Raw genomic sequence first — 23,748 nt, 5'->3', positions numbered from 1 at the left:
CGGCCCGATTCGCGTCATGGGCGCCGAATGATCAGCTGACGGTGGCGGTTTCGATGACGACGTCGCTCACCGGGACGTCCTGGTGCCCGCCGGCCGAGCCGGTGGCGACGCCCGCGATCTTGTCGACCACGTCGGTGCCTTCGGTCACCGCGCCGAAGACGGTGTAGCCCCAGCCCGCCGCGGTGGGCGCGGAGTGGTTGAGGAAGTCGTTGTCGGAGACGTTGATGAAGAACTGCGCGGTGGCCGAGTGCGGGTCGTTGGTGCGGGCCATCGCGACGGTGTACTTGTTGTTCTTCAGGCCGTTGTTCGCCTCGTTCTGGATGGGCGCTTGCGTGCCCTTCTGGCGCAGGCCGGGCTCGAAGCCGCCGCCCTGGATCATGAAGCCGGGAATGACGCGGTGGAAGATCGTGCCGTTGTAGTGGCCCGCGTTCACGTAGTCCACGAAATTGCGCACCGTGTTCGGCGCTTTCTGGTCGTCGAGTTCGAGGACGATCGGTCCGTAGTTCGTCGAGAGATTCACCTTGGTCATAGGCCCACCTTTCCATTGTGGTCGGTAGCGGTCAGCAGGACGGGGTCGATTGGTCGTCGGGCGCCATTTCTCCGGCCCGTCGGCACAACATTCTGGCAGTCGGCTCCGAACATACTGAGGACCCGTGATTTCTCCCGGCGGCGCGACGCCCGCGCGGACAGACGGGCAGATAGCATTGCCAACCGTGCCCGACGCCGCAACCGCTGTTCTCACGAAACCCCCCGCCGCCCCGGCGGTGACTCCGAACGATTTCCGGACCGCTCGGCTCATCGCATTGCTCGCCGGTCTGCTCGGCGCGCTGTTCGCGCTGGCGACTCCGTTCCTGCCGGTCACGCAGACGACCGCGGTGCTGAAGTGGCCGCAGAGCGGGACGCTCGGCAACGTGCAGGCGCCGCTGATGTCGCAGGTCCCGATCGACCTGAAGGCGACGATCCCGTGCGAGACCATCGCCCAGCTGCCCGAGCGGGGCGGCATGCTGCTGGCCACCGCGCCGCCGCAGGGCGACCGGGCGGCGCTGGAGGCGATGTTCGTGCGGGTCTCGGAGTCCTCGGTCGACGTGATCGATCGCAACGCTGTGGTGGTGTCGGCCGACCGCAGCCGCATGGGCGAGTGCACGTCGCTGACCATCAGCTCGGACAGCGAGCGCACCTACGCCGCGTTCGCCGGGCTCACCAAGCAGGTGGAGCGGCCGGTCGAGGGTGCGGCGCCCGGGACGACCGAGCTGGTCACCGTGCCGGTGGAGGGGCAGCTCGGCGGCGATCTGCGGCCTCAGGTGGTGGGTGTGTTCTCCGACCTCAAGGGCGCGGCGCCCGCGGGGTTGTCGTTCGACATGACGGTGGACACCCGTTTCTCGTCCAGCCCAACCGCGATCAAGCTGATCGCGATGATCTCGGCGGTGTTGTGCACGCTGATCGCCCTGGCGGCGCTGGCCCGGCTGGACAGCAGTGACGGGCGCGGGCACCGCCGGTTCCTTCCGGCGAACTGGCTGAAGCCGACCTGGGCGGACGGCGCGGTGATCGGCACGCTGCTGCTGTGGCATTTCGCGGGCGCCAACACTTCCGACGACGGCTACATCCTCAGCATGGTGCGGGTGGCGCCGCATGCGGGCTATATGGCCAACTACTTCCGCTGGTACGGCGTGCCGGAGGCGCCGTTCGGCTGGTACTACTACGTGATCCAGGTCTTCTCGGAGATATCCACGGCCAGCCCCTGGGTGCGGTTGCCGGCCCTGGCCTGCGCGATCCTCTGCTGGCTCGTGATCAGCCGCGAGGTGGTGCCCCGCCTCGGCCGCGGTGTGCGCACCAGCAAGGTGGCGCTGTGGACCGGCGGACTGGTGTTCCTGGCGTTCTGGCTGCCGTTCGACAACGGATTGCGCTCCGAGCCGGTCGTCGCGCTCGGCGCGCTGCTGACCTGGGTGTCGATCGAGCGGGCCATCGCGACCGGACGGTTGCTGCCCGCCGCGGTGGCCATCCTGGTGGCCGCGTTCACCCTGGCGGCCGCGCCGACCGGACTGATGTGCGTGGCGGCGCTGCTGGCCGGTATCCGTCCGATGGTGCGCATCGTGGTGCGCAAGCACCGGCACTTTGCCGCGCTCGGGGCCGGGCGGTGGGGCTCGACGCTCCCGTTGCTCGCGCCGATCGCCGCGGCGGGCGTGCTCGTGCTCACCGTGGTCTACAGCGACCAGACCTTCGCCGGCATCCAGGAGGCCAACCGGGTGCGTCAGGTGACCGGGCCGAACCTGGCCTGGTACGAGGACTACCTGCGCTACTACTACCTGTTCGTGGAGACCGTCGACGGTTCGCTGTCGCGCCGCTTCGCCTTCCTGGTGATGCTGCTGTGCCTGTTCACCACCATGCTCGTGCTGCTGCGGCGCAGGCAGGTGCCGGGTATCGCGAGCGGGCCGACCTGGCGGCTGATGGGCGTGGTCTTCGGAACCATCTTCTTCATGATGTTCAACCCGACCAAGTGGACCCACCACTTCGGCGCGTACGCGGGCATCGCGGGCTCGCTGGCGGCGGTCACCGCCGTCGCGGTCTCGGCGAGCGCCCTGCGGGCCCGCAAGAACCGGGCGATCTTCCTGGCCGGATTGCTGTTCGTGCTCGCGATCGCGTTCTCCGGCATCAACGGCTACTGGTACGTGTCCAGCTTCGGCGTGCCCTGGTTCGACAAGCGCATCTCGCTACACGGCTACCAGTCGAACACGGTCATGCTCATGCTGTTCGGCCTGGCACTGGCGCTGGTCGGCTGGTACACGCTGCGGGAGGACTACACCGCGCCGCAGCCGTCGGCGAAGACGGCGCGCGGCAGGCGGATCCGCCGGTTCGCCGCGATCCCGCTGACCGTGGTCGCCGCGCTGATGGTCGCGCTCGAAGTGCTCTCGCTGGTCAAGGGCGCCGTCTCGCAGTATCCGGCGTACTCGCTGGCGCGGTCGAACTTCGACGCGCTCGGCGGCAGCACCTGTGGTCTGGCCAACGACGTGCTGGTCGAGCCGGACCCGAACGGCGGCAGGCTCGCGCCCATCATCGATCCGGCGCATCCGCCGACCGATCCGGCCGACCCGCTGGCCGGCGTCGATCCGGTCGGCTTCGCTCCGAACGGCGTGCCCAACGATCTGTCCGCCGACAGTGTCGAGGTGAAGCCGGGCACCGGCAACACCTCCACCCAGTCGGTCGGCGCGGCGTTCGCGGAGGGGCAGAGCGCGGGCACCGGCGGCGGTCAGGGCGCGCTCGGCGTCAACGGCTCCACCGTCGCCCTCCCGTTCGGCCTCGACCCGGCCACCACGCCGATCCTCGGCAGCTACCAGAACGGTGTGCAGCAGCCTGCGAACGTCACCTCGAGCTGGTATGGGCTGCCCGCTCGTTCGGCGGACAGGCCGCTGGTGGTGATCTCGGCCGCCGGCCGCATCCTCTCCTTCGACGACACCGGCGCGATGAAGTACGGCCAATCGCTGACCGTCGACTACGGCAAGCACCTGCCCGACGGCAGCGTGCAGAAGCTCGGCACCTACCTGCCGCGCGACATCGGCCCGTTCCCGTCCTGGCGCAACCTGCGGGTGCCGTTGGACGAGATCGCGCCCGAGGCCGACGCGGTGCGCATCGTCGCCAACGACCCGATCCTGATCGGGGACCAGTGGCTGGCGTTCACGCCGCCGCGGATGCCGAAGTTGCAGACGCTCAACAGCCTGCTGGGCTCCCAGCAGCCGATCCTGCTGGACTGGGCGGTTGGCCTGCAGTTCCCGTGCCAGCGTCCGTTCGACCACGAGAACGGCGTGGCCGAGGTGCCCGGCTACCGCATCCTGCCGGACCGCCCGCTGGCCATCAGCTCGACGAACACCTGGCAGGCCGAGGAATTCGGCGGCCCGCTCGGCTTCTCCCAGATGCTGGCCAAGTCGGTCACCGTGCCCACCTACCTGAAGGACGACTGGGCGCGCGACTGGGGCTCGCTGGAGCGCTACGACCAGTACGACCGCAACGCCGTCCCGGCGAAGCTGGAGACCGGTACGACCACTCGTTCCGGGTTCTGGTCGCCGGGGAGTTTGCGGGTGTTCTGATCGCGCAGACCACCTTGACAGGGCCGCCGCGTAGGACGCTGATCCTGCGCGGCGGCCCTGTCCTCTCCTGGCGCGGCCGCGTGGCGCCCGCGCCACCCCACCCGGGCGCGTGTACACATTCCGGTGGGCATACTCCTCGTATGGCTCGGCTCGGAAAGACTGCGACTCGGCTTGGCTGGCCGAGTTCGGCGACGATTGCCCCGACGTCCCACACCACGCCATCGCCGCCGCGATCGACTCCGCGCGGGACGAGTCGGACGGAGGGACCGACATCGGACAGTGAGCGGTGCAATCCGTACCGTGATCTGCCCAAGCCTGCCGGTAGTCTCAGGGCATGACGAGCGGTGCACCCAGCGACTGGTACCGCTGGATCCCCGACCAGATCACTGCGCGGGACTACGAACTGCTGCCCGCTGAGTTCTGCCGAACCATCGAGGTAATCGACGGCCATATCGTGAAGTGCGAAAGTCCGTCACGTCTGCACAATCGCGTGGCGCGGCGAATGGCCGCGCAGATGGAAGCGGCGCGGAAGCCGGAGCCGTGCTTGATGGTCGAGACCGACGTGGACGTCCGGCTCAGCGATGTTCCGCTCAGCCTCCGTCGACCGGATGTCGTCGTGTATCGCTGTCTGGACGACGACGCACGGTTGTATGCCGATGACACTGTGCTCGTAGTGGAGATCGTTTCTCCCGATAGTTCTCACCACACCGACACGGTGGAGAAGAAAGCCGGATACGCCGCGGCCGGTATCCCGGTCTACCTCATCGTCTTTCTCACCGAGCCCGGCGATGGCATCGAGCAGATCGAGGAGTACCGCCTGTCCGAAGGCCGGTATCACCTCGTGTGCTTGCACACCCGTCGACTGACCGTGGACGTGCCGATACCCGTCGATGTCGCTTTCGGCGAGCTGGCTACGGGATAGGTACCCGAACACAGGGCCGCCGCGCAGGTGAACCCTGCGCGGCGGCCCTGCCGTATTTCGCCGGTGCGAACCGGGCGCTCAGACCTTCAATCGAAGACCGAGCTCGCGCCGGAGCACCTCTTGCGAAGGGAGGCGGCCGAGCACGCGCAGCACCGCAGGCCGCAGCTCCCGTTGTTCCTCTTCGCTGAGCAGTCCGACAAGATCGCGCAGATCCATTTCATCGAATGCCGTTGTCATGGCAATCAGATTAAGGCCATCGAACCGATTCGTCCTGCGATGTTTAGCCACAGGTGGGAGCACTTTTTCAGACCGGACAACCGGTTTATTTACCGATGTCGTCGTAGCGTGCCCGCGCGGCGATGACGTCGTCCATGCGCTCCTCCGCCCAGGCTTTGACCGCGCTCATGACCGGCTGGAGGCTGTGCCCGAGCGGGGTGAGTTCGTAGTCGACGCGGACCGGCACCTCGGCGGTGATCCGCCGCTCCACCAAGCCGTCGCGCTCCAGTCCGCGCAGCGTCTGGGTGAGCATCTTGGGGCTCACGCCCGCGATGATCCGGTTCAGTTCGGCGTAGCGCAAAGGGCCCTCGGCGAGCGCAGCGAGCACGAGGCTAACCCATTTATCGCTGATCCGGTCCAGCAGTTGCCGGGTCGGGCACTCGGCGATATACGCGTCGTAATGCTGTTTGGCCAGTTCACGGCGCTGCGCCGCGGTCTTCGTCGCCATCGGGGATACCTCGCCACCTCTAACGCACTCTCGGGTAACTACTACCCAGCAGATAGTAACGCCTCGTAAGTTGGTCGACAGCCGAGAGGAAGGAACGTCATGCGCGCAGTAGTGGTTCACCGGCCGGGACCGGAAGCCGAGGTGGAGATCGTGGAAGTGCCGACGCCGCAACCGGGTCCGGGCGCGATCCGGATCGCGGTCGCGGCGGCGACGGTTAATCCGGTCGACCTGATGGTGCGTGCGGGCGTGGGCGGCACGCCCTTCGCCGCGCCGCGCGACCGATGGGGCGTCGGCTGGGACGTCGCGGGCACGGTGGACGCGCTCGGTGCCGGCGTCACGGGGTTCACGGTGGGGCAGGCGGTGATCGGCATCAGCGACCGGCTCGACGTCTCGCTCGGCGCGCAGGCCGACTATGTGGTCCTGGAGGCCGGAAACGTCGCGCCCGCTCCGGTTTCCGTGCCTCCGGTGCAAGCGGCCACCATCCCGCTCAACGGCCTCACCGCGATCCAGGCACTCGACGCGCTGGATCTCACCTCCACCGACACGCTGCTGGTGACCGGCGCGGCGGGCGCGGTCGGCGGCTTCGCCGTCGAACTCGCCGCCGCGCGAGGCGTGCGGGTGATCGCGTCGGCCTCACCCGCCGACGAGGGCACGGTCCGCGCGTTGGGCGCCACCGATTTCGTGCCGCGCCATGCGGCCCTTCCGGATGCCGTCCGCGCCCTCGTCCCCGGCGGAGTGGACGCCGCCCTCGACGCGGCCGCACTCGGCCCCACGACGCTCGCGGCGGTGCGCGGCGGCGGACGGTTCGTGTCCATCAGCGTCCCGAACACCCCGATCCCGTTGCGCGCAACCGTGGTCCGCACGGTGCTGGTCCGCGCCGATCGCGCACAACTCGACCAACTGGTCGCCCACGTCGACGCGGGCGAACTCACCCTCCGCGTTGCCGAAACCCTTCCCCTCACCTCCGTCGAAGCCGCCCACAAGCGCCTCGCCTCCGGCGGCCTACGCGGCCGGCTCGTCCTCATCCCGTGACCTCGACCACGGGTGGCACATGTCCCGTGCCACCCGTGGATGGCGGACTCCGATGCCGGTCAGCGGATGCGGATGGGGTCGTCGGTGTCGAGGCCGGTGCGGGTTCGGGGAGAGATGTGGATGGTGGCGGGGGTGGCGTCGGGGGCGTAGAGGGTGAATTTCTCGAGGGAGCCCCAGTCGCGGCCCCAGTCGTGGTCGAGGTAGGCGGGGACGGTTTGGGACTTCAGTAGCAGGCCGGTCCAGCCGAGGGGGCCGCCGCCGATGTCGTCCTGCCAGGCGTTGGAGGCGTCGGAGCCGACCCGGTCGGGCAGGATGCGCCACCGCGGGATCTCGCCGACGCCGTCCTTGTGGTCGAACGGCCGCTGGCACGGGAAGGCCAGGCCCACATGCCAGTCGAGCAGCACCGGATCCTGCGAGCCGACTACGGAATTCAGCGTGGCCAGCTTGGGCAGCCGGGGCGGGGTGACGGCCAGCCACTGCTTGGGCGTGATGTCGTTGTCGATCGCGACCAGCCGCACCGCGTTCACTTCTCCCGGCAGTCGATCCAGCGGCACTCGCAGGTTGCGCCAGGACGGCGCGGGGCCGATGTCGAGCGGATCGATCGAGCCGAGCGTGCGCACTTCGCCGTCCGCGCCGCGGACGCCGTACTCCAAGTGCAGTTCCTGTCCGTAGGTGAGCACGCCGTCGGCGTCCACCGACCGGATCCGGCCCGCCGCGGTGATCGCGAGCACCTGGTAGGCCGGGTCGTGGCGCATGCTGTCGGTCAGATCGAGCCGGTACCACTGGGTGGTCAGCTTCGCCTGCTGCTGCTCGCCGTCCTGGTAGCTGCCCAGCACCGGGGTCTTCGCCGCGTCCAGGCCGAACGGCAGCGCGACGGTACTGCCGTTGATGCCCGCCTGCGCGGTGGTGCCGCCTCCGGTGCCGGCGCCGGTGGTCTTGCTGGTCTTGTTCTCGGAATCCTTGTCCACCGAGTTCGCACCGCCGGAGACCGTCTCCTCGGCGTCGGCGGTGAGGTCGCTCGCCACCCCGTTCGGAGTGAAACCCTTGTTCTGCGCAACCAATCCGTCCGCGGGCGATCCGGTGAAGGGTTGCAGCAGCGAATCGGCGGTGTCGGTCTCCACCAGCACCTCGTTGGCCAGCGCACACGAATCCCCGCCCACCGACTCCACGTTCGACTTGGTGATCGAGTACGCGGGGTACTGCGTGGCCGCGGCCTTGGCGAGCGAGGCGACCTCGAATACCACCAGCAGCGCGGCGGCGACGGTCAGCGGCGCAGACGCCCACCGGTCGAAACGCCGTGGCGCCATCGCCCGCTCGCGCCGATACGGTTCCCGGTAGTGCAGCCAGATGGCGATCAGCAACGCGACGCCGCTGAGTCCGAGGAACAACGTGGACAGTCCCTTGCCCGCGATCAGCGGCGCCTTGTCCCACCACGGGACACCGTAGCTGGACACATACCACCACCCGTTGGAGCCGGTGAAGGTCACGGCGAGCAGGAACAGCACGGCGGCGGCGAACAGCGCGCGGTTGCGCGGCGAACGAATGCCGGTGGTGCCCACCGCGACCGCCGCTAGCGCGGCCAGCGATCCGGCCAGTCCGGCGTACACACCGAAGTGGTGCGTCCACTTGGTGGGGGTGAACATCATCAAGAACAGCGACGCGAACACGATGCCGAGAATGCGCACCGAAGGACCGCGCGATGTGCCCGGAATCCGGCCCTTGCGCAGCACTTGCAGCACACACACCAGCAGGCACAGCAGCATCACCAGCACGCCGAACCGCCGCGCCAGTGAACCGTCCGGCGAGAGCATGAGCAGCGAATCCCAGCGGGTGCGCTCGTCGAACCAGGCGACGTTCGGGCCGACGATCGTGCGGACCCGGGTGGCTTCCAGCACCGTCGAAAGCGTCTGGTCGGCGAATATCACCACCAGCACCAGCGTGCCCGCGGCCAGGCCGGGGGCGAGCAGCGCGGCGAACCGGAAGACCGTCGCCGCCCTGGAGGTCTTGCGCACGGTCCCGGGAGCGTTCACCGCTGCCGCGGCCTCGGCGGAACCCGCGGCGGCCGCGTCCGCGTCGGGTCCGGTGCGGGCCGGGATCACACCGCGCGCACGCTTGACGATGATCAGCAGCACCGGTCGCGACCCGGCGATCAGCGCCGCGATGCAGATCAGACCGGTCGGCCCCGCCGCAAGGGAGAACGCGGCGATCAGCACGGCCACCGCCGCGGGCAGCAACCGGCCGGTCGCGATGGCGCGTTCGATCGAGCACCAGGTGAGCAGCGCCCCCGCCGCGATCAGCGGTTCGGGGCGCAGCCCGTTGTCGTAGGGCAGCCAGAACGCGAGGAACACCAACCCGGCCGTCCACAGCGCCACCTTGTTGCGGCGCGCCCGGGCGCCGAGGCGGGGCAGCACCTCACGGCTGATCACCAGCCAGCAGACGACGCCCGCGAGCAAGGTGGGCAGTCGCATCCACAGGCTCGCGTCGGAGATCCGGGCCATCCAGGCCAGCACCTCGTAGGACCAGCCGAACGGAGCCTCGGGGACCGCGAACCAGCGGTAATAGTTCGCCATGTAGCCCGCGTGCTCGGAGGCTCGCGCCATGTTCAGGATGTAGCCGTCGTCGGAGGTGTTCGCCCCGATGACGTGCCACAGCGCCAGGATGCCCAGCACGACGCCGTCCGCCGGGGTGACGCGCCACCAGTGCGCGGGCAGGAACCGCCGCGCTTTGCGCCCGTCGGTGGTGTCCAGCAGATGCAGTGCGACGAGTGCGATCAGCGTGAACACAGCGGCGGCGAGCATGGCGGCCAGCTTCAGCGGCGTCGGTGTCGAGGAGAAACGCGAGTCGATGTCCGCGTGCACCTGCGCTCCGGCGAGCCGACCGGCATCCAGATCGGTGAACATGCCGACCAGCTGCGGCCGCACGTCCCGGCCGATCGTGGTCCGGAACGGCGTGCCGTCCTGTCGGGTGACGCCGGTGAGTTCGAGGGTCGTCGCGGCGGCGTTCGACTCGATGCCGATCGTCGCGCAGGACCCGACCTCCGCCAGCGGCGCGGACAGCAGCGGGATGTCCCGCAGCACCGCCGAGAGGACGCCGTCGGCGACCGAGACCACCAGACCTTTGGTCGCCGCCTGGCCGGAGGCCACCGGGACGGTGGACAGCACGGTGCCGCCCGCTGCGAGCTCGCTCACCAGCGAGCAGGGCAGCGTCGCGCGCAACCGCAGCGGTTCGTAGGACACCAGCGGCGCCGCCACGCTCGCGGCGCCCGGCTCGGGCCAGTCCACGCTCGCCCGATCCTGCCGCACCGGCAGGATCGGGGTCAGCAACGCCAGCAGGAATCCGAGAAGCCCGGAGAGGAGGGCGATCAAGCGGATACGGGTGAACGCTCGAGAAGATCGGTCCGGTCGCACGGTGGTTGATGCTAGCTACCGTCCGGTGTGATTCCGACTGCCCCTTACGCACGCAGCGTATGAACGTCCCACAGCCAGACGTCCTCGACGCGCGTCGGCGTGAATCCGAGCAGCTGCGTGACCGTCTCACGCAGTACCTCGCCGTTCCTCGTCGCGGGCAGCACCAGGACGTCGGCGCGCCAGAACCGCAGATCATCCAGCGCGCGGGCGCGCACGTCGGCGTCGATCCGCGGCACCACCCCGGTGTCCTGCGCCTGCACCAGCAAGGCGGTGGTCGGACGGGCCTCGGGGCCGTAGATCCCTTTCTTGGTCGTACCGGTCGGGCCGACGAAGTATCCCCCCGCGAGCGGGAAGCTGAACTCGGCGTCGGCCTGCCAGCGCAGCGCCCGCGCGTCGGGTGGCCGGGGCGGGGGTACCAGAACCACTGATCCGTCGCCGACGTAGCGGCGTACGGTGCCGTCGGCGAAGAAATCCGGCGTCGGCGTCCGTTCGACCACCGGCAGGATTGTCGGGATCAACGGCAGCAGCGCGCAGGCGAGAGCGCCGAACCACGCGAGCGGCTTCCAGTCCACCGCCGATAGCGTCCAGGTCCGTACCGCCCGATCGCTGGCCAGCGCGAGCACGACCGCGATGGCCGGGATCGCGGCCATGCTGAGCCTGCTCTCCAGCACCGTGTTCAGCAGCGGGACCTGTTCGGCCCAGCGCCACGGCAGCGCGATGCCGGTCGGCCGCTTGCCGATCGTGGCGACCGCGCCCAGCGACAGCACTCCGAAGACCGCGATCACAACAGCCGCGGCCCGCACCACCCGGTCGCGCCACAGCAGTCCCACGGTGAACACCACGAGGAGCAGTAGCGGCCAGCCGAAGTACGCGTTCTGCTCGGTCGGGTTGATCGCCACGTTCTGGCCGGGAGCGAACACGCCACCCAGCGACTCGGACGGGAACTGCACCAGCGCTTCGAGGTCGTTGCCCATCGGGCCGTGGTCGATCGAGCGATAGCTCTGCGGGCCGAAGAACTGCCACCACAGCGGGATCTCGGCGAGCGCCAGGGTGATCACCGCGCCCAGCACGAGGGTGGGGGCGATCGTCCGCGCCACGCGCAGCCCGGCCCGTGGCGCATGCAGGTAGTAGACGAGCGCGAACAGGCCGAACGCGAGTGCGAAGATCAGCAGCGGTTCCTCGCCGAGCGCGATCTGCATCGCGACCAGAAGGCCCAGGATGACGGCATCGCGCCCCCGCCTGCGCGGCTGCGCTGCTCGCCGCGTCATCCGGATCAGCAGGCTCGCGATGATCGGAAGCAGCGGCAGCACGACGAAATTCGGGTGCGCGTTGGCGTGCGAGATCATCCCGGGCGCGAAACCGCAGAACAGGCCGCCGATCACCGCGGCGGCCCTGGATCGGACGAGTTCGCGGGAGAACAGGTGATACCAGGCGAACGCCGTACCGGCCAGGCCGATGGTGAGCACGAGCACGAACGTGACGGTGGGCCCGAAGAGCAAGGTGACCGGCGTCAGCGGCACGCCGACGCCGAACATGGCCGTATTGGCCATCATGTTCACCCCGGCCGGAAAGTTCTGCAGGTCGGTGCCGAGCGGGTTCTGCCAGTTGGCAACCGAGTGCGCGGTGACGGCGAAGAACCACTCCCACATCGTCTGGTCCTGACCGCTCTTGATCAGGTACCCGCTGTCGGTGTCGCGCCACTGACCCGACAGCACCGCCGCGGCCAGTGCCAGGTAGCCGAGACCGACGAGCAGATCGGCGCCACCGGCCCGGAGGCGGGGGAGCCGGGTTCGCGCGGGACTGGTGAGCACTCCGGCCGCTGTCGCTTCCGTCGCGACCGCGACCTCCGCCGATTCCGTCTCCGCGCCGGTTTCGACGTCTTGTGCACGTGTCACCTGCGCATCACTCCTCGACAGCGCCCTCCGTACCAACCACGCTGTGCGTGGACCGACAAACGGGAGGGGTATCCATTTCGCGCGAGTTCAACCGTGGCGAATTCGCCGCATCGGTCAGCGGCGGACGGTGACCAGCGTGAACGGCCCGACATCCGTGCTGGTGAAACGCGAATCAGCGAACAGTTCCTTGGGGAAGCTCACCGAGTAGCGCGCCACGTTCGGGTCGTTCGGGTAGACGTCCTCGGCCAGCCGCAAGGTGTAGCTGTCGCCGCTGCGCCGGAACAGGAACGCGTCCGGCGCACGCCACGGGCTCGCCGCCAGCGCGTCGAGCAACTCCTGCGACGTCTTCAGTTCGCTCCAGCGCTTGATGGTGGCTCCGCGCTCTGCGAAATCGGCGAGCGGATTGGCGTAGTGCGAGGTGAGCGCCTGGAAGCCGAAGTAGGGGTAGAAGGAAAGGAAACTGGTGTCGGCGGTGAGCACCACCGTGTCCGAGCGGGGTCGCCCGGTCTGCGCGATGAGCGCCTGGTCCACCTTGCGGTAGTGCGCAACCGCTGAGGCGGCTCGCTGGTCGGCCCGGTTTCCGTCACCGTCGGTGTCGGTATAGGCGGTGGTGATCTCGGCGGTCAGCACATGCGGGATGTCCTGAGCGAAAGCCAGCGCGCCGATCGTCGCGACGACGATCGCCACCAGCCGGAACCGGGCGGGCTCGTTCAACGCCTGGTAGATCGCCCGCGCGCCCTCCACGAACCCGAACGCGCCCGCGACCGACAGCAACACCAGCAGCACCGGCTCCAGCCGGAACGACAGCAGCGTGGTGCCCGCGGCGGTCGCCACCATGGACAGCAGCGTCCACAGGTAGATCGCCGCCACCCCGATACCCAGCGCCTGCGCCCTTCGCGACGACGCCCCGCGCAGCACCAGCCATATGGTGCCGATCAGGCACAGCGCTCCGAGCAGCGAGAACTGGAACATCGGCAGGGGCAGTTCGGCTCCCGCCTCCGGCAGGTAGTGCAGGGCGGTTCCGGAGCTCGCGGTCGTGCCGCGCAGCGCCTTCGCCAGGTACGGGGCCCACACGACGAGCGCGATCAGTCCGGCGATCGCCGCGATCACCACCAGCCGCGCCAGCGGCGGCACCGCCGCGCGCCAAGGGCGGCGCGCCGAGGCCGTCGCCACGCGAGCGCGACGCGGCTGGTCGGCGGCGCGGCGCGCGCGCACCGCCAGGAAGGCCGCCAGCAGCCCCATCAGAGCGACCGCGAAGGCGGCCACGAGGAAGTAGAGGGTGTAGAACGTGGCCGCCCAGCCCAGGAACAATCCGGTACCGACGACCGCGCCCCACCCACCGGCGGTGCGATGCTCGGTGTCGTCCGCCTGCACGTCCTCCAGGGGTCGATACAGCGCCCCCCAAGCGAGCACGAGGGCGGGCGGAAGCAGCAGCACGATGACGGCGCTGTACGCCTCGGGCGCGGCGTAGGCCAAGGTGACCGCCGTGCTCGCCGCAGCGACGCCCACCGCCCAATCCGCGCGGATCAGCTTCGACCACAGCACCAGCGCGACGACGGCGGCCACCGCGAGGAAGCCGATCGCGTACGGCTTGAACACCTCCCAGCCGTCCATCCCGAGCAGATTCGCGACCCGCCCGCCGATCCAGAACCAGCCCGCGGGGTAGAAGGACGGCAGATCCGCGTACGTCATATCGCGCAGCGCGGCGGAATCGGTGAGCCGCGTGAGGAACTCGGTGCGGAACTCCTGATCCACCGAGACGCCGAACAGATACAGCTTCGTCGCCGCCAGCGGCATGCCGAGCGTGAACGTGACGAACGTCGAAAGACCGATCCAGGACAGCGGTTTCGCTACCCAGGGCCATTTGCGCAGCCGCAGCAGCGCGATCGCGACCGCGAGCATGATCGCGGCGGCGACCTGCCCGACCGTGGTCAGCGCCCGCGTCACGTTCGAGGCGTTGAAGGCGGGCCACTGCACCAGCGAGAACGCGACGAGCCCGACGGCGGCCACCACCGCGGCGACGATCGCCGCGAGCGCGGCCTCACCGACGCCCGAGGCGATCTGCCGCATCGCGAGCGACCTCCGCCCAGGCGCCGGGGCCGGATCGGCGGGCCGCGGCGGTGCTTCGTCCGTTGCGGTCACCGTGCTCAACGGACCGCTCCGCGCTCGTCGCACTGGATTACTCGCATGGCGCCTCCGGGTTCACAGGGTCCACTCCGTCAGACGATAGGTGCCCGCGCGATCACCGATCACGCGGGCACCGAGTTCGTTCGCCGAGGGTCAGATCGGCAGTCTGCGGAAGATCGCGCGCGGGACGTGCCGCAGCACCATCATCACGTAGCGGAAGCCGCCCGGCGCCCAGACCAGTTCCTTCCCCCGCTGCGAGGCCGCGACCGCCAGGGCCGCGACATCTTCCTTGTCGACGGTGAGCGGAGCCTCTTTGACGTGGGCCGAGAACTTGGTGCGCACCATGCCGGGCCGGATCACCAGCACGCGCGGGCCGTGCGGCCGCAGCGCTTCGCCGAGCCCGAGGTAGAAGCCGTCCAGGCCGGCTTTGGTCGACCCGTAGACGAAGTTCGAGCGCCGCACCCGCTCACCGGCGACCGACGACATCGCGATGATCCGGCCGAAGCCCTGCGCCTTCATCTTCTCGCCCACCAGCACGCCGACGGAGACCGAGGCGGTGTAGTTGATCTGGGCGACCCGCACGGCCTTGCTCTGGTTCTGCCACAGCTCCTCGGGATCGCCGTCGAGGGCGAAGGCGACGATCGCGACGTCCACGTCACCCGCGTCCCACGCGGCATCGATAACCTTGGGGTGGCTCTCGGTGTCGAGCGCGTCGAAGTCGATGACGTCGACCTGGCTCGCGCCCGCGGCCTTCATCTGGGCGACCGCGCCCTCCCGCAGCGGATCACCGGGCAGCGCCGCGAGGGTGATGCGCGCGGGCCCCTTCTTCAGGTACTCCGCGCAGATTGCCAAGCCGATCTCCGAGGTGCCACCCAGCAGCAGAATCGACTGCGGGTTGCCAACGGCATTGATCACTGCAGCTCCAGCCTTCTCGCCATATCGGACATGAACACGCCTGTGGGGTCGACGCTGCGGCGGACCTTGATCCACTCGTCGATCCGGGGATACATCTTGTGGAAGGTCTCGGCGGTGGTCCGCGAGTCCTTCGCGGTGTACAGCCGCCCGCCGAACTCGAGCACCCGCCGGTCCAGTTCGCCGACCAGCTCGTTGAGGCCCGGCTTGATCGGGAAGTCGACGCAGATGTTCCAGCCCGGCATCGGGAAGCTCAGCGGGGCCTGGTTGCCCGGGCCGAACAGCTTGAACACGTTCAGCGCCGAGTAGTGCCCGGACGCCTGGATGTCGATGATGATCCGCTTGAACTCCTCGACCGCCTCGGTGGGCACCACGAACTGGTACTGGAGGAAGCCGTTGGAGCCGTAGCCGCGGTTCCACTCCGCGATCATGTCCAGCGGGTGATAGAACTGCGTCAGGTTCTGCACCTTACCGGTGTAGTTGCCGCCCATCCGGTAGTACGCCTCGCCGATGGACATCAGCGTGACCTTGTTCATCGTCCAGTTCGGGAAGATGTCCGGGACGGTCATCAGCTGCGGCGCGTCGAACTTCAGCGGCTTGCTGCGCAGCCGCTTGGGCAGCTCGTCGAGCTTGGCCAGCCTGCCCCGGGTGATCGTGGCGCGGCCCAGCTTGGGCAGCGGGCTGATCACGTCGAACCAGGCGCTCGAGTAGGTGTAGTTCGCCTCGCTGCCGTCGCTGTGCGCGGCGATGGTCTCGTCGAGGGTCGTGGTCTTCACGCCGTCGTTGAGGAAGTAGGCCGTCTCCGTGGGCACCATCTCGATGGTCGCGCGCAGGATGATGCCGGTGAGCCCGTTGCCGCCGACGGTCGCCCAGAACAGCTTGGCGTTGCGCTTCGGCGTGATGTGCTGCACCTGCCCGTCGGCGGTGAGCAGATCGATCGAGCGCACGTGATTGCCGAAGCTGCCCTCGCTGTGGTGGTTCTTGCCGTGGATGTCGGAGGCGATCGCGCCCCCGATCGTCACCTGGCGGGTGCCGGGCAGCACCGGCACCCAGAGCCCGAACGGCAGCGCGGCCTTCATGAGCTGGTCCAGGCTGACGCCGCCGTCCACGTCCACGATGCGGGTGTCGCGGTCGATCCGATGGATGTTGTTCAGCGCGGTCATGTCGACGACCAGGCCGCCCGCGTTCTGCGCGTGGTCGCCGTAGGAGCGGCCGAGACCGCGGGCGATCACGCCGCGCCGCAGGTGGGCGGGCTTGCCGTCGTTGTCCTCGGCGACCATGGCGACTGCCTTGGCGATCAGTTCGGGATCGCTGGTCGAGAGCACTTCGGAAGAGGTGGGTGCGGTGCGACCCCACCCGGTCAACGTACGGGTGCGCGTCGGAAGGTCGAACGCGTTCCCCGCGGCCGGGCCGTCGTTCGTGACGCCGGCGCCCTTGTCGTTCCCGGTTGTCTTGGTGGCGGTCGGAGCTTTCGTGGACATCGGCATAGAGGCTACAGGTATGACGCCAGATGGGAACGGGGTCGCTCTACCCATGGGTAGTGGCGCACACGTCGGATCAACGCCGAATCCCGGTCATCGCCGGTTCGACGCTACGCTCGTCGGCGTGCAAGCCGAACCCCACCTGCCGCTTCCGGCGGAGTTGCCGCTGGTCGACGAGCCCGGCGGCAGCGATGTCGACCTCAAGACGCAGATCATCCGGTTCACCCTCACCGGCGGGTTCTCGGCCGTCGTCGACTACGGGCTCTACAGCCTGCTGCTCAACCTGGTGGGCCTGCCGGTCATCGTCGCCAAGTCGATCAGTTTCGTGGCGGGCACCACAACCGCCTACCTGATCAATCGCCGCTGGACCTTCCAGGCCCCGCCCAGCCGCGCCCGCTTCCTCGCGGTCGTCGCGCTCTACGCGGTGACCTTCGCGGTGCAGGTGGGCATCAACAACCTGTTCTACTTCACCCTCCCGGGCGAGTGGTGGCGCCAGCCGCTGGCCTTCGTCATCGCCCAGGGCACCGCGACCGTCATAAACTTCGTCGTCCAGCGCTTGGTGATCTTCAAGATCCGCTGACTATGCGCTCGTCGCGCCGCGATGGGTCAGAAAGGTCTCGACCAATCGGTTGACCTCCTCGGGGACCTCCGCTGCCGCGAGGTGTGCGGCACCGTCGACGACCACGAGTTCCGCGCCGGGGATGGACTTCGCCATGACCTCGAGTTCGGGTACGGGGAACGTGCGATCCTCGCGGCCTCCGACGATCAGTGTGGGACAGGTGATCGAGGCGAAGCGGCCTCTTTGGTCCGGGCGGTCGATCACCACCGATCGCACGGCGTGAGCGACCGATGCCGGATCATTGCGACGCGCCACGTCGACGACCTGCCGGACCACCTGCGGGCGGGTGCGTTCGGTTGTCGGGCCGAGAAACGCGCGAACCACCGATCCGGTGAGCGGTGGGCGAATCCCGCCGAGGATCCGGATCATCAGCAGCAGCGTCCGGTACTGCAACCGCTGACCGGGCGGTGCCGATGACGCCGTGCCGTTCATCAGAACGGCGGACTCGACGCGATCAGGGAATTCGGCGGCGAGGGTGCCGCCGATCATCGCGCCCCAGGAGTTCCCGATGAAATGCGTCCGAGGTAATCCGAGCTGATCGAGGATGTCGACCACACAGCCCGCGCACTCGTCGAAGGTGAAGGGCCGCTCGAGACGACTGGACCCGCCGTGGCCGGGCGGGTCCACCGCGATGGTCAGGAAATTCCGTGCGAAGTGCGCGACCTGAGCGTCCCAGAGAGCGGCGTCCATCAGAAGGCTCGGCCACATCACGATCGGATGGCCGCTGCCGGTCAGCACGACGTGCAGCAACCCGAGCCGAGTCTGTATGTGGATATGCCTGCGGTCCATGACAGTGCTCATTCCTCGCGGTGAGCGGCGGGCCGGTGCCCGGCCGGGTCGTCTTCCCGCTACGTCGAACGGGTCCCGCCGCCGGCTGCGACGCGCCGATGTTCTGGGCTGTGATCTGTACGATCGGACTCTCACGTTAGGCGGTGGACCCATGCGCGCTCGACCTGATCCGTGCACGGGTCTTACGGAAGCGCGCACGCCGGTCTGGAGGATGCTCGTGTCGATCGCAGAGCCATATCGCGTGGAACGAGTCGATACCGGCGAAGTACCGCCCCGCGAGTCGGCCGACTTCTGGGCCGAGCACGTCTGTCGTAACCAGGGCACGTTGCAGTGCCGCTTCGCCAGTCCGGCGTCGTTTCGTGGCGCTACGGCCGTGCAGCGATACGCGGGTTATCAGCTGATCGATTTCTGGTCCGACAGCATCGTCTACGCCAGAACCCGTGCGGACATCCGGCACGACGGCGATGAGAGCCTGCGGGTGATGATCCCGGTCGCGGGCGCATTGCGTCTTCGGCAGGACGACATCACCGCACAGGTGGTCCCGGGGCACGGCGCGGTGGTCACCAAGACGCGTCCCGTGGAATTCCGTCAGCCCATGGCCGCGCGCGGCTGGGTGTTGAACGTCCCGGCGGGCGCGCTGCCCCTCGAACTCGGCGCGGGACCCGCACTGATCGACCTGCGGGAGGGACTGGGATCGGTTGTCACAGGCATGATCACCGAACTCGGCAAGCAGCGCGCGGCCGTCGATGGTCCCGAGTTCGCCTCCGCCTGTGACACGATCGTCGATCTACTCGGCCTCTGCCTGCGCCGCCGCGACGCGATGCCCACCGTACTGGCCACCGTGGACACCGCGGTCCGCGATCACGTCCGCCGCCACGCCGACGACCCGAGCCTGACGCCGACCGCGATCGCGCGAAGCCTCGGCTGGTCCCTGCGCCAGGTCCAACTGGCCTTGCATCACACCGGTACGACACCGAGCGACCTGATCCGCGCCGAACGCCTCGACCGCGCGCACCGCCGCCTCCGCGAAGCCCCACGCGACCGCACCGTCGTCGACATCGCGTACGCCAGCGGTTTCCGCTCGCTCAGCGCCTTCGGAGCCGCGTTCAAAGCGCGGTTCGGGGTGAGTCCGCAGGAAGTACGCCCGCACTTTCCCCGGGTGCCGCGAACGTCATCGGATTCGTCGCTCAACGCTCGGTAATCTTCGAGATCTCTCAGGTGAGTCTGCTCGATCCCGCAAGCCCTTGAAAGGTCTATCTCGTCCGCTTGGAGCGTGTCTGTCATGGTCAGCGGGCGGGAAACCAGCGTTCTTGTCGACTTGTCCGGCTTGCGGCCGAGGTGGTTTCCCTGGATCCGCGCGCATTGGCAACTGGCCGACTCACCGCGCCGTGTTCATCGGCCAAGGACGGGTCCGGCGGCGACGGAGCGATTGACAGTCGTTTTCGGCCGCCCTAGCATCCCAGCCCGGGAGTATCAGGAGGGGAGTGATCACTGTGCCGCATGCGGTGGGCAAACAGTTTTCTACTAGACGTTCTTGCAGCGCAACAGCTCCGGTGTTCTCCGACCGCCGGTCGTGGCTGGGTGTGCATTCGTGGACCGGCTGAAGCGCGTCCTCGGGCTGCTCTATCGATACGGCATCCTGACTCAACTGGGAAAGATCGCACTGCTGCTCTGCGCGGCGACGGCGGTGCTCACCTTGTCGGTGTGGATCGGGAACCCGTACCAGGACAAGGTCGAACCGCCTGAGCAAGCGGCCTCGTCGTGGCGGCCTCCACCAGGACCTACTAAACCACCGGAACCATCGCTGCCTCCCGGCTTCCCGTCGATGGAGTTCCCACCACCGTTGGTGAAAGTAGGCAAGGGCCGGCCACAGCCGGTTCCCACTCGATACGGACTCACCTACACCGTCCCGTCGGACGGTTGGCATGCGTCGAACGATGCGATCATGGCGTGGAGTGACGAGGTCGATCACACGAGCATCGCCTCCTACGAAGCGGTAAGTCGCTATGGGATCGACTACTGCCGCCAGACCGAAGGATCGGTCCTGGCAAGCGTCGGAGTCGACGGCCGCAACGGCGTCGATATCAACACCGCAGCACGCGAGGAAGTCGACAAGGCGAGGCGAATCTTCGGTGACGCGCGGGCCGGTCGCATGCCTACCGTAGAGCTGCGTGGCCCGTTAACGTTCGAGATATCCGGCCGTCCCGCGGTGCGCTACACCGCAGTGGTTGCCGATATCCCGAAGAAGGCCTCCTGTGATCCGGCTACGGCAGAATTCGATATCGTCGCGACTCCGGCATACGCCTCGGCTGAAGTGGCGATATTCATGTTCGAGAACTATACGGACTCGGCGAAGTCGCTACGCCGCGACGATATCGAGAAGATCATGAAGTCGATCGGCAAGACGAGTGCACAGTGAGTGAGGAGATAGTCTATGGGTGACAAATTGCTGGCGGAACCCGGTGAAATCGCCGGTCTCGGCAAGCTTGTCGCGGATATCGGTGACGACGCTTCGAAGGCCGCGAAGTTCGCGGGCGAGCAATGCATGCCTGCCGACTGGCTCCAGGGGCCTATTATCGATCAGTTGATTTCGCCGGTCAAAGGAGCGGCCACGGCTACGCAGCTGCGTATGGCCGAAATAGCAAACGCTACGACGTCCACCGGTACGGAGCTCAACAAAGCGGCGTGGATGTATCACGACCGAGACCAGAAGAACTATCTCGCGCTGAACCAGAACACCTTCAATGGTCCGGTGGCAGCGGGTACTCCGGTTGACGCCGATACCGAGGTCCAAGGATCCACAGCCGCGTACGTATCGCCAGCCGAGTACCCGAAGTCGAAAGCCTTCGAGCTGCAGGAGCCGCAGTCGAACAAGGAGGATACCGTCGCCCTTATCGGTGAGGTGGCTCCCATCCTCGGTGAGGTCAACGAGTCGATCAAAAGCATCACCCGCACGGCTGGGAATGAAATCGACCCACTCGGTAAATGCCTCGAGCCGATCCCCGGTAACTGGAGTGAGGTCCGGCGGATCGGCGAGGCGTACAAAGCGGCCGGAAACGGTATGGAGGCTTGCGGCGACAACCTGGAAGCAGGCCTGAAGAAGGTCGATCCGCACTGGAACGGCAAAGCCGCGCTGTCCTTTAACGATTGGGCGAACCGGCAGATCGCCGCGATGAGATGGGAAGGCCCGGTGGGCCGGATCATCAGCGATGTGCTCGGAGTGGTGGCCGACGAGATCCGGCAAGCCGTTAAAACCATCCTGACGAAGCTGTGGGACATCCTCAACGACCAGATCAAGTTCACGAGTATCGAGGGGATCTTCAAGACCATCGCCAGAAAAATTCCGGTGGTAGGTCAGGTCTACGAGATCGTTAATTTGGGTATCAAGATCTTCGATATAGTCAAGAAAGCGATCGATCTGGTCGTCGAGATTCAGAAACTTGTCGATCAGGTCAAAAAGCTCCTCGAATACATCAAAGATCCGGTCGGAAAGTTGAAGGAGGGCGCCGAACAGAAACTCAAAGAGACCATTGCGCCGTTCACCGAAAAGTTGGAGAAGGCGTCCAAAGCGACCGCCGTCGCCACCGATATATCGAAAATCGCTCAAGTCGACTCTACGTTGAATCGTCCGAAGGAATCCTACGAGGTCGGTTCTGGCGGGCAGCCTTGGGAGGACGCATGACATCGCGGTGGGGAAGCATGCGTGAGCCGAACTTGGATGCCACCGTGGAGGCTCTCGTCCGCGACGTCATGAGTGCCGTGGATGACCTGCGAACCGCGCGTATCCAGTTGGAGAACCTCGACGTCCATGCTTTATTGCACGAAGTCACCGAAGTGACCGAGGAGTTCATGTCGAACCTCGCGGCCGCACCGGGCGCATCCGCCGCTTTGCAAGATTACGCCGAACGCGTCCGCGAGGGGGAATACCGCTGGTGTGATATCGAACAGCTCGCGAGACCGGTGCCGCCGGAGGTTGCGGAACTCAAGAACTCTCCCCAATTCGAGTGGAAGTGGAACCCTGAACCACCGTCGCCGACTGTTCCGCCACCACCGACTACGCCGCCGCCACCGCCGCGCCCAACCTCTCCGCGTGACAACGTTGTCGGCCCTAGCGACTGGCCCGATGACTTCGACGAATACCCGAGAGGGAAATCGTGGTTGGTTTGATAAGGGATTGGGGGATGCGCCCGATGAAGCTAGTGGTCACCGGCTGCATGTTTATCGCCGTGGCCACAGCGCTTGCCGCCTGTTCCGCTGAAGGCCCGGATGACATGACGGCGAGCCGGCCCTCAACGACTTCGGTCACTTCGACCCGGTCGATGGCCGTTTCTGTACCGCCCGCACCAGTGCAACCGGACTCGAAGAAGCCGGTGCGGTTCGATCCGTGCTTCGAAGTGGACGATGATCTGGTCATCAAAGCCGGACTCGATCCGGCTACCCGCCAGCGATCATCGGGAGAGATCGTCACCGATCTTTTGACGGCCATTGGATGCTCCTTCCGTCGGATCGCGGTCGTGGACGGCCAGAAGGCGATCACCGGAAGTGTCACGGTGCATTCGACGAACTCGCCGTTGGAGCAGGTCAAGGGTTCGGATAAGTACGCCGTCTTCAATACCGATGCCGTAAACGGACGAGAGGCTGCGCTGTACACGGTGTCCGCACTTCCCGGAACATGCTATGCGGCGATCAAGTCCTCGGACGGAACCTTGGAGGTTTCTTTGACCGCCGTTCCGGGCGCTGTTCCCGTTCCGGCATCCTGCGACCAAATTCGTGATGTGGCAACAATCTTCGCAACATCTCTCGGTGACAAGTAGGCCAACCTGCCCATGCGGTCGCTCGCGGCCCAATCGGAACCCGGTAACCAGCTGTCGCGAGTTGGGGCATCCAATCGAGCTGCCTGCCGCCCGGTTCCGAGGGCCGACCCGCCGGTAGAGTTCGGCCGAGGGCATCGCCGAGCGCGGATCGGGCGTTGGGACGGGTCGTCGAGACGAGGAGGCTCCGATCGAGACATCCCGTGCGCTTGATGGGCATACCGAGGGTGGGCAGGGCGTCGCCACCGCGCCGGGGGGCGTGGTCTTGGCGGGAGCAGTCTTCGGTGTTGTGGTTCTCTTGTGCGTCCGTCTGGATTGGGCGCCGTTTGTCGGTGACCCGACCGGGCCGGATCGGCTCGTCGGTTCGGTGGTGGGCGGGATTCTGCTGGGTCTTTCCCTGCTGGTGTGGGCGATCAAGACGCTGTATCTGGTCGGCAGGGAGCATCGGTGGTCGTGGAAGGTCGCCGCGGTGCCGGTGGTTGTGCTCGCAGGGCTGGTTGCGGGGTTGGTCTTTCGGCCCGATGGCTTCGACGCCGCACGTCCGGAGATGGAAGAAGTCGCGGTCGAGATGCTGCGCGAGACCGGGCCGAGTACCCGCCGAGATCTGAGCTTCGGTGGGCTCGACATCAGTTCGGCGCAGCGCCGGTCCGATGGTTCGGTCTACTTCTACGACGCGGATGGGTTCGTGGGCTCGACCGTTCACGGCTGGGTCTACTCCCCGAGCACTGAGCCGGTGGGGAGCGGCGCCCGTCGATTCGAAAAGCTGTCCGGACACTGGTATTCGTTCGTCTTCGCCATCGACTGAGGTCACGGGCAGCGCGCAACCGCTCGTTTCGCGGCGAGTGCTGGGTAGTCCCCATCCCCAAACGCCGCCGACGTCCGAGACCGAGTTCGGCTCGGCGGTGCCTACTCGGCCGCGCGTCCAGTGTGAGCGCCTGATCTGTGACTCG

Annotated in this window: 19 protein-coding genes; 10 read left to right on the top strand and 9 right to left on the bottom strand. The window is 67.4% G+C overall.

Features of this window, described 5'->3' with window-relative positions:
• Positions 1–31 precede the first annotated feature (31 nt).
• Positions 32–529: a peptidylprolyl isomerase gene (locus NG1_RS25905; RefSeq protein WP_062974988.1), complete on the bottom strand. Its 498-nt coding sequence runs from the start codon at positions 527–529 to the stop codon at positions 32–34.
• Between the two features lie 184 nt (positions 530–713).
• Here NG1_RS25905 and NG1_RS25900 point away from each other — a divergent pair, with 184 nt between their 5' ends.
• Positions 714–4,079: an arabinosyltransferase domain-containing protein gene (locus tag NG1_RS25900; RefSeq protein WP_062974986.1), complete on the top strand. Its 3,366-nt coding sequence runs from the start codon at positions 714–716 to the stop codon at positions 4,077–4,079.
• A 334-nt stretch (positions 4,080–4,413) separates the two neighbouring features.
• Positions 4,414–5,001, top strand: coding sequence for a Uma2 family endonuclease (locus NG1_RS25895; protein WP_062974984.1), 588 nt, complete (start codon positions 4,414–4,416; stop codon positions 4,999–5,001).
• Between the two features lie 78 nt (positions 5,002–5,079).
• Here the strand turns inward: NG1_RS25895 and NG1_RS37555 are convergent, their stop codons facing one another.
• On the bottom strand, positions 5,080–5,238 hold the full coding sequence (locus NG1_RS37555) for a hypothetical protein (RefSeq protein ID WP_168434190.1): 159 nt from the start codon (positions 5,236–5,238) through the stop codon (positions 5,080–5,082).
• A gap of 85 nt (positions 5,239–5,323) precedes the next feature.
• On the bottom strand, positions 5,324–5,725 hold the full coding sequence (locus NG1_RS25890; protein WP_062974982.1) for a winged helix-turn-helix transcriptional regulator: 402 nt from the start codon (positions 5,723–5,725) through the stop codon (positions 5,324–5,326).
• 99 nt (positions 5,726–5,824) lie between these two features.
• On the opposite strand from NG1_RS25890, the gene NG1_RS25885 reads away from it, so the two are divergent.
• Positions 5,825–6,757 (top strand): NADP-dependent oxidoreductase, encoded by a 933-nt coding sequence (locus NG1_RS25885; protein WP_062974980.1) that lies wholly within the window; start codon positions 5,825–5,827, stop codon positions 6,755–6,757.
• A gap of 59 nt (positions 6,758–6,816) precedes the next feature.
• Here NG1_RS25885 and NG1_RS25880 read toward each other — a convergent pair whose 3' ends face one another.
• The 5 genes from NG1_RS25880 to dprE1 all read right to left on the bottom strand — a co-directional run bounded on the left by NG1_RS25880 (position 6,817) and on the right by dprE1 (position 16,585).
• The gene (locus NG1_RS25880) at positions 6,817–10,164 is read right to left on the bottom strand and encodes an arabinosyltransferase domain-containing protein (RefSeq protein ID WP_062974979.1); all 3,348 of its coding nucleotides are present in this window, start codon (positions 10,162–10,164) and stop codon (positions 6,817–6,819) included.
• Between the two features lie 44 nt (positions 10,165–10,208).
• A complete protein-coding gene (locus tag NG1_RS25875) occupies positions 10,209–11,975 on the bottom strand; it encodes a DUF6541 family protein (RefSeq protein WP_062974999.1) in 1,767 nt (588 codons plus the stop codon).
• A 198-nt stretch (positions 11,976–12,173) separates the two neighbouring features.
• A complete protein-coding gene (locus tag NG1_RS25870) occupies positions 12,174–14,129 on the bottom strand; it encodes a galactan 5-O-arabinofuranosyltransferase (protein ID WP_062974977.1) in 1,956 nt (651 codons plus the stop codon).
• A 210-nt stretch (positions 14,130–14,339) separates the two neighbouring features.
• Positions 14,340–15,101 carry a decaprenylphospho-beta-D-erythro-pentofuranosid-2-ulose 2-reductase gene (gene dprE2, locus NG1_RS25865; RefSeq protein ID WP_040864261.1) on the bottom strand — a complete coding sequence of 254 codons (762 nt, stop codon included), beginning with the start codon at positions 15,099–15,101 and terminating at the stop codon, positions 14,340–14,342.
• A complete protein-coding gene (gene dprE1 / locus NG1_RS25860) occupies positions 15,098–16,585 on the bottom strand; it encodes a decaprenylphosphoryl-beta-D-ribose oxidase (protein ID WP_245660056.1) in 1,488 nt (495 codons plus the stop codon). The genes dprE2 and dprE1 overlap by 4 nt, the downstream gene beginning before the upstream one ends.
• 118 nt (positions 16,586–16,703) lie before the next feature.
• Here dprE1 and NG1_RS25855 point away from each other — a divergent pair, with 118 nt between their 5' ends.
• Positions 16,704–17,159 (top strand): GtrA family protein, encoded by a 456-nt coding sequence (locus tag NG1_RS25855; protein ID WP_245660055.1) that lies wholly within the window; start codon positions 16,704–16,706, stop codon positions 17,157–17,159.
• Here the strand turns inward: NG1_RS25855 and NG1_RS25850 are convergent, their stop codons facing one another.
• Positions 17,160–17,987, bottom strand: a complete 828-nt coding sequence (locus NG1_RS25850; protein ID WP_062974975.1) for an alpha/beta fold hydrolase — start codon at positions 17,985–17,987, stop codon at positions 17,160–17,162.
• Between the two features lie 217 nt (positions 17,988–18,204).
• Here NG1_RS25850 and NG1_RS25845 point away from each other — a divergent pair, with 217 nt between their 5' ends.
• The 6 genes from NG1_RS25845 to NG1_RS25825 all read left to right on the top strand — a co-directional run bounded on the left by NG1_RS25845 (position 18,205) and on the right by NG1_RS25825 (position 23,603).
• Positions 18,205–19,188 carry an AraC family transcriptional regulator gene (locus tag NG1_RS25845; protein WP_168434191.1) on the top strand — a complete coding sequence of 328 codons (984 nt, stop codon included), beginning with the start codon at positions 18,205–18,207 and terminating at the stop codon, positions 19,186–19,188.
• A 390-nt stretch (positions 19,189–19,578) separates the two neighbouring features.
• Positions 19,579–20,406: a DUF8017 domain-containing protein gene (locus tag NG1_RS25840; RefSeq protein WP_062974971.1), complete on the top strand. Its 828-nt coding sequence runs from the start codon at positions 19,579–19,581 to the stop codon at positions 20,404–20,406.
• A gap of 15 nt (positions 20,407–20,421) precedes the next feature.
• Positions 20,422–21,669, top strand: a complete 1,248-nt coding sequence (locus NG1_RS25835; RefSeq protein WP_062974969.1) for a hypothetical protein — start codon at positions 20,422–20,424, stop codon at positions 21,667–21,669.
• A gap of 17 nt (positions 21,670–21,686) precedes the next feature.
• Positions 21,687–22,154: a hypothetical protein gene (locus NG1_RS35905; RefSeq protein ID WP_245660054.1), complete on the top strand. Its 468-nt coding sequence runs from the start codon at positions 21,687–21,689 to the stop codon at positions 22,152–22,154.
• A 23-nt stretch (positions 22,155–22,177) separates the two neighbouring features.
• A complete protein-coding gene (locus tag NG1_RS25830; protein WP_168434192.1) occupies positions 22,178–22,801 on the top strand; it encodes a DUF3558 domain-containing protein in 624 nt (207 codons plus the stop codon).
• 286 nt (positions 22,802–23,087) lie between these two features.
• On the top strand, positions 23,088–23,603 hold the full coding sequence (locus NG1_RS25825; protein WP_062974965.1) for a hypothetical protein: 516 nt from the start codon (positions 23,088–23,090) through the stop codon (positions 23,601–23,603).
• The last annotated feature ends 145 nt before the right edge of the window (positions 23,604–23,748 follow it).

The organism is Nocardia gamkensis NBRC 108242, from assembly GCF_001612985.1.
GTDB lineage: Bacteria > Actinomycetota > Actinomycetes > Mycobacteriales > Mycobacteriaceae > Nocardia > Nocardia gamkensis.
This window is presented reverse-complemented; position numbering and strand designations above follow the sequence as displayed.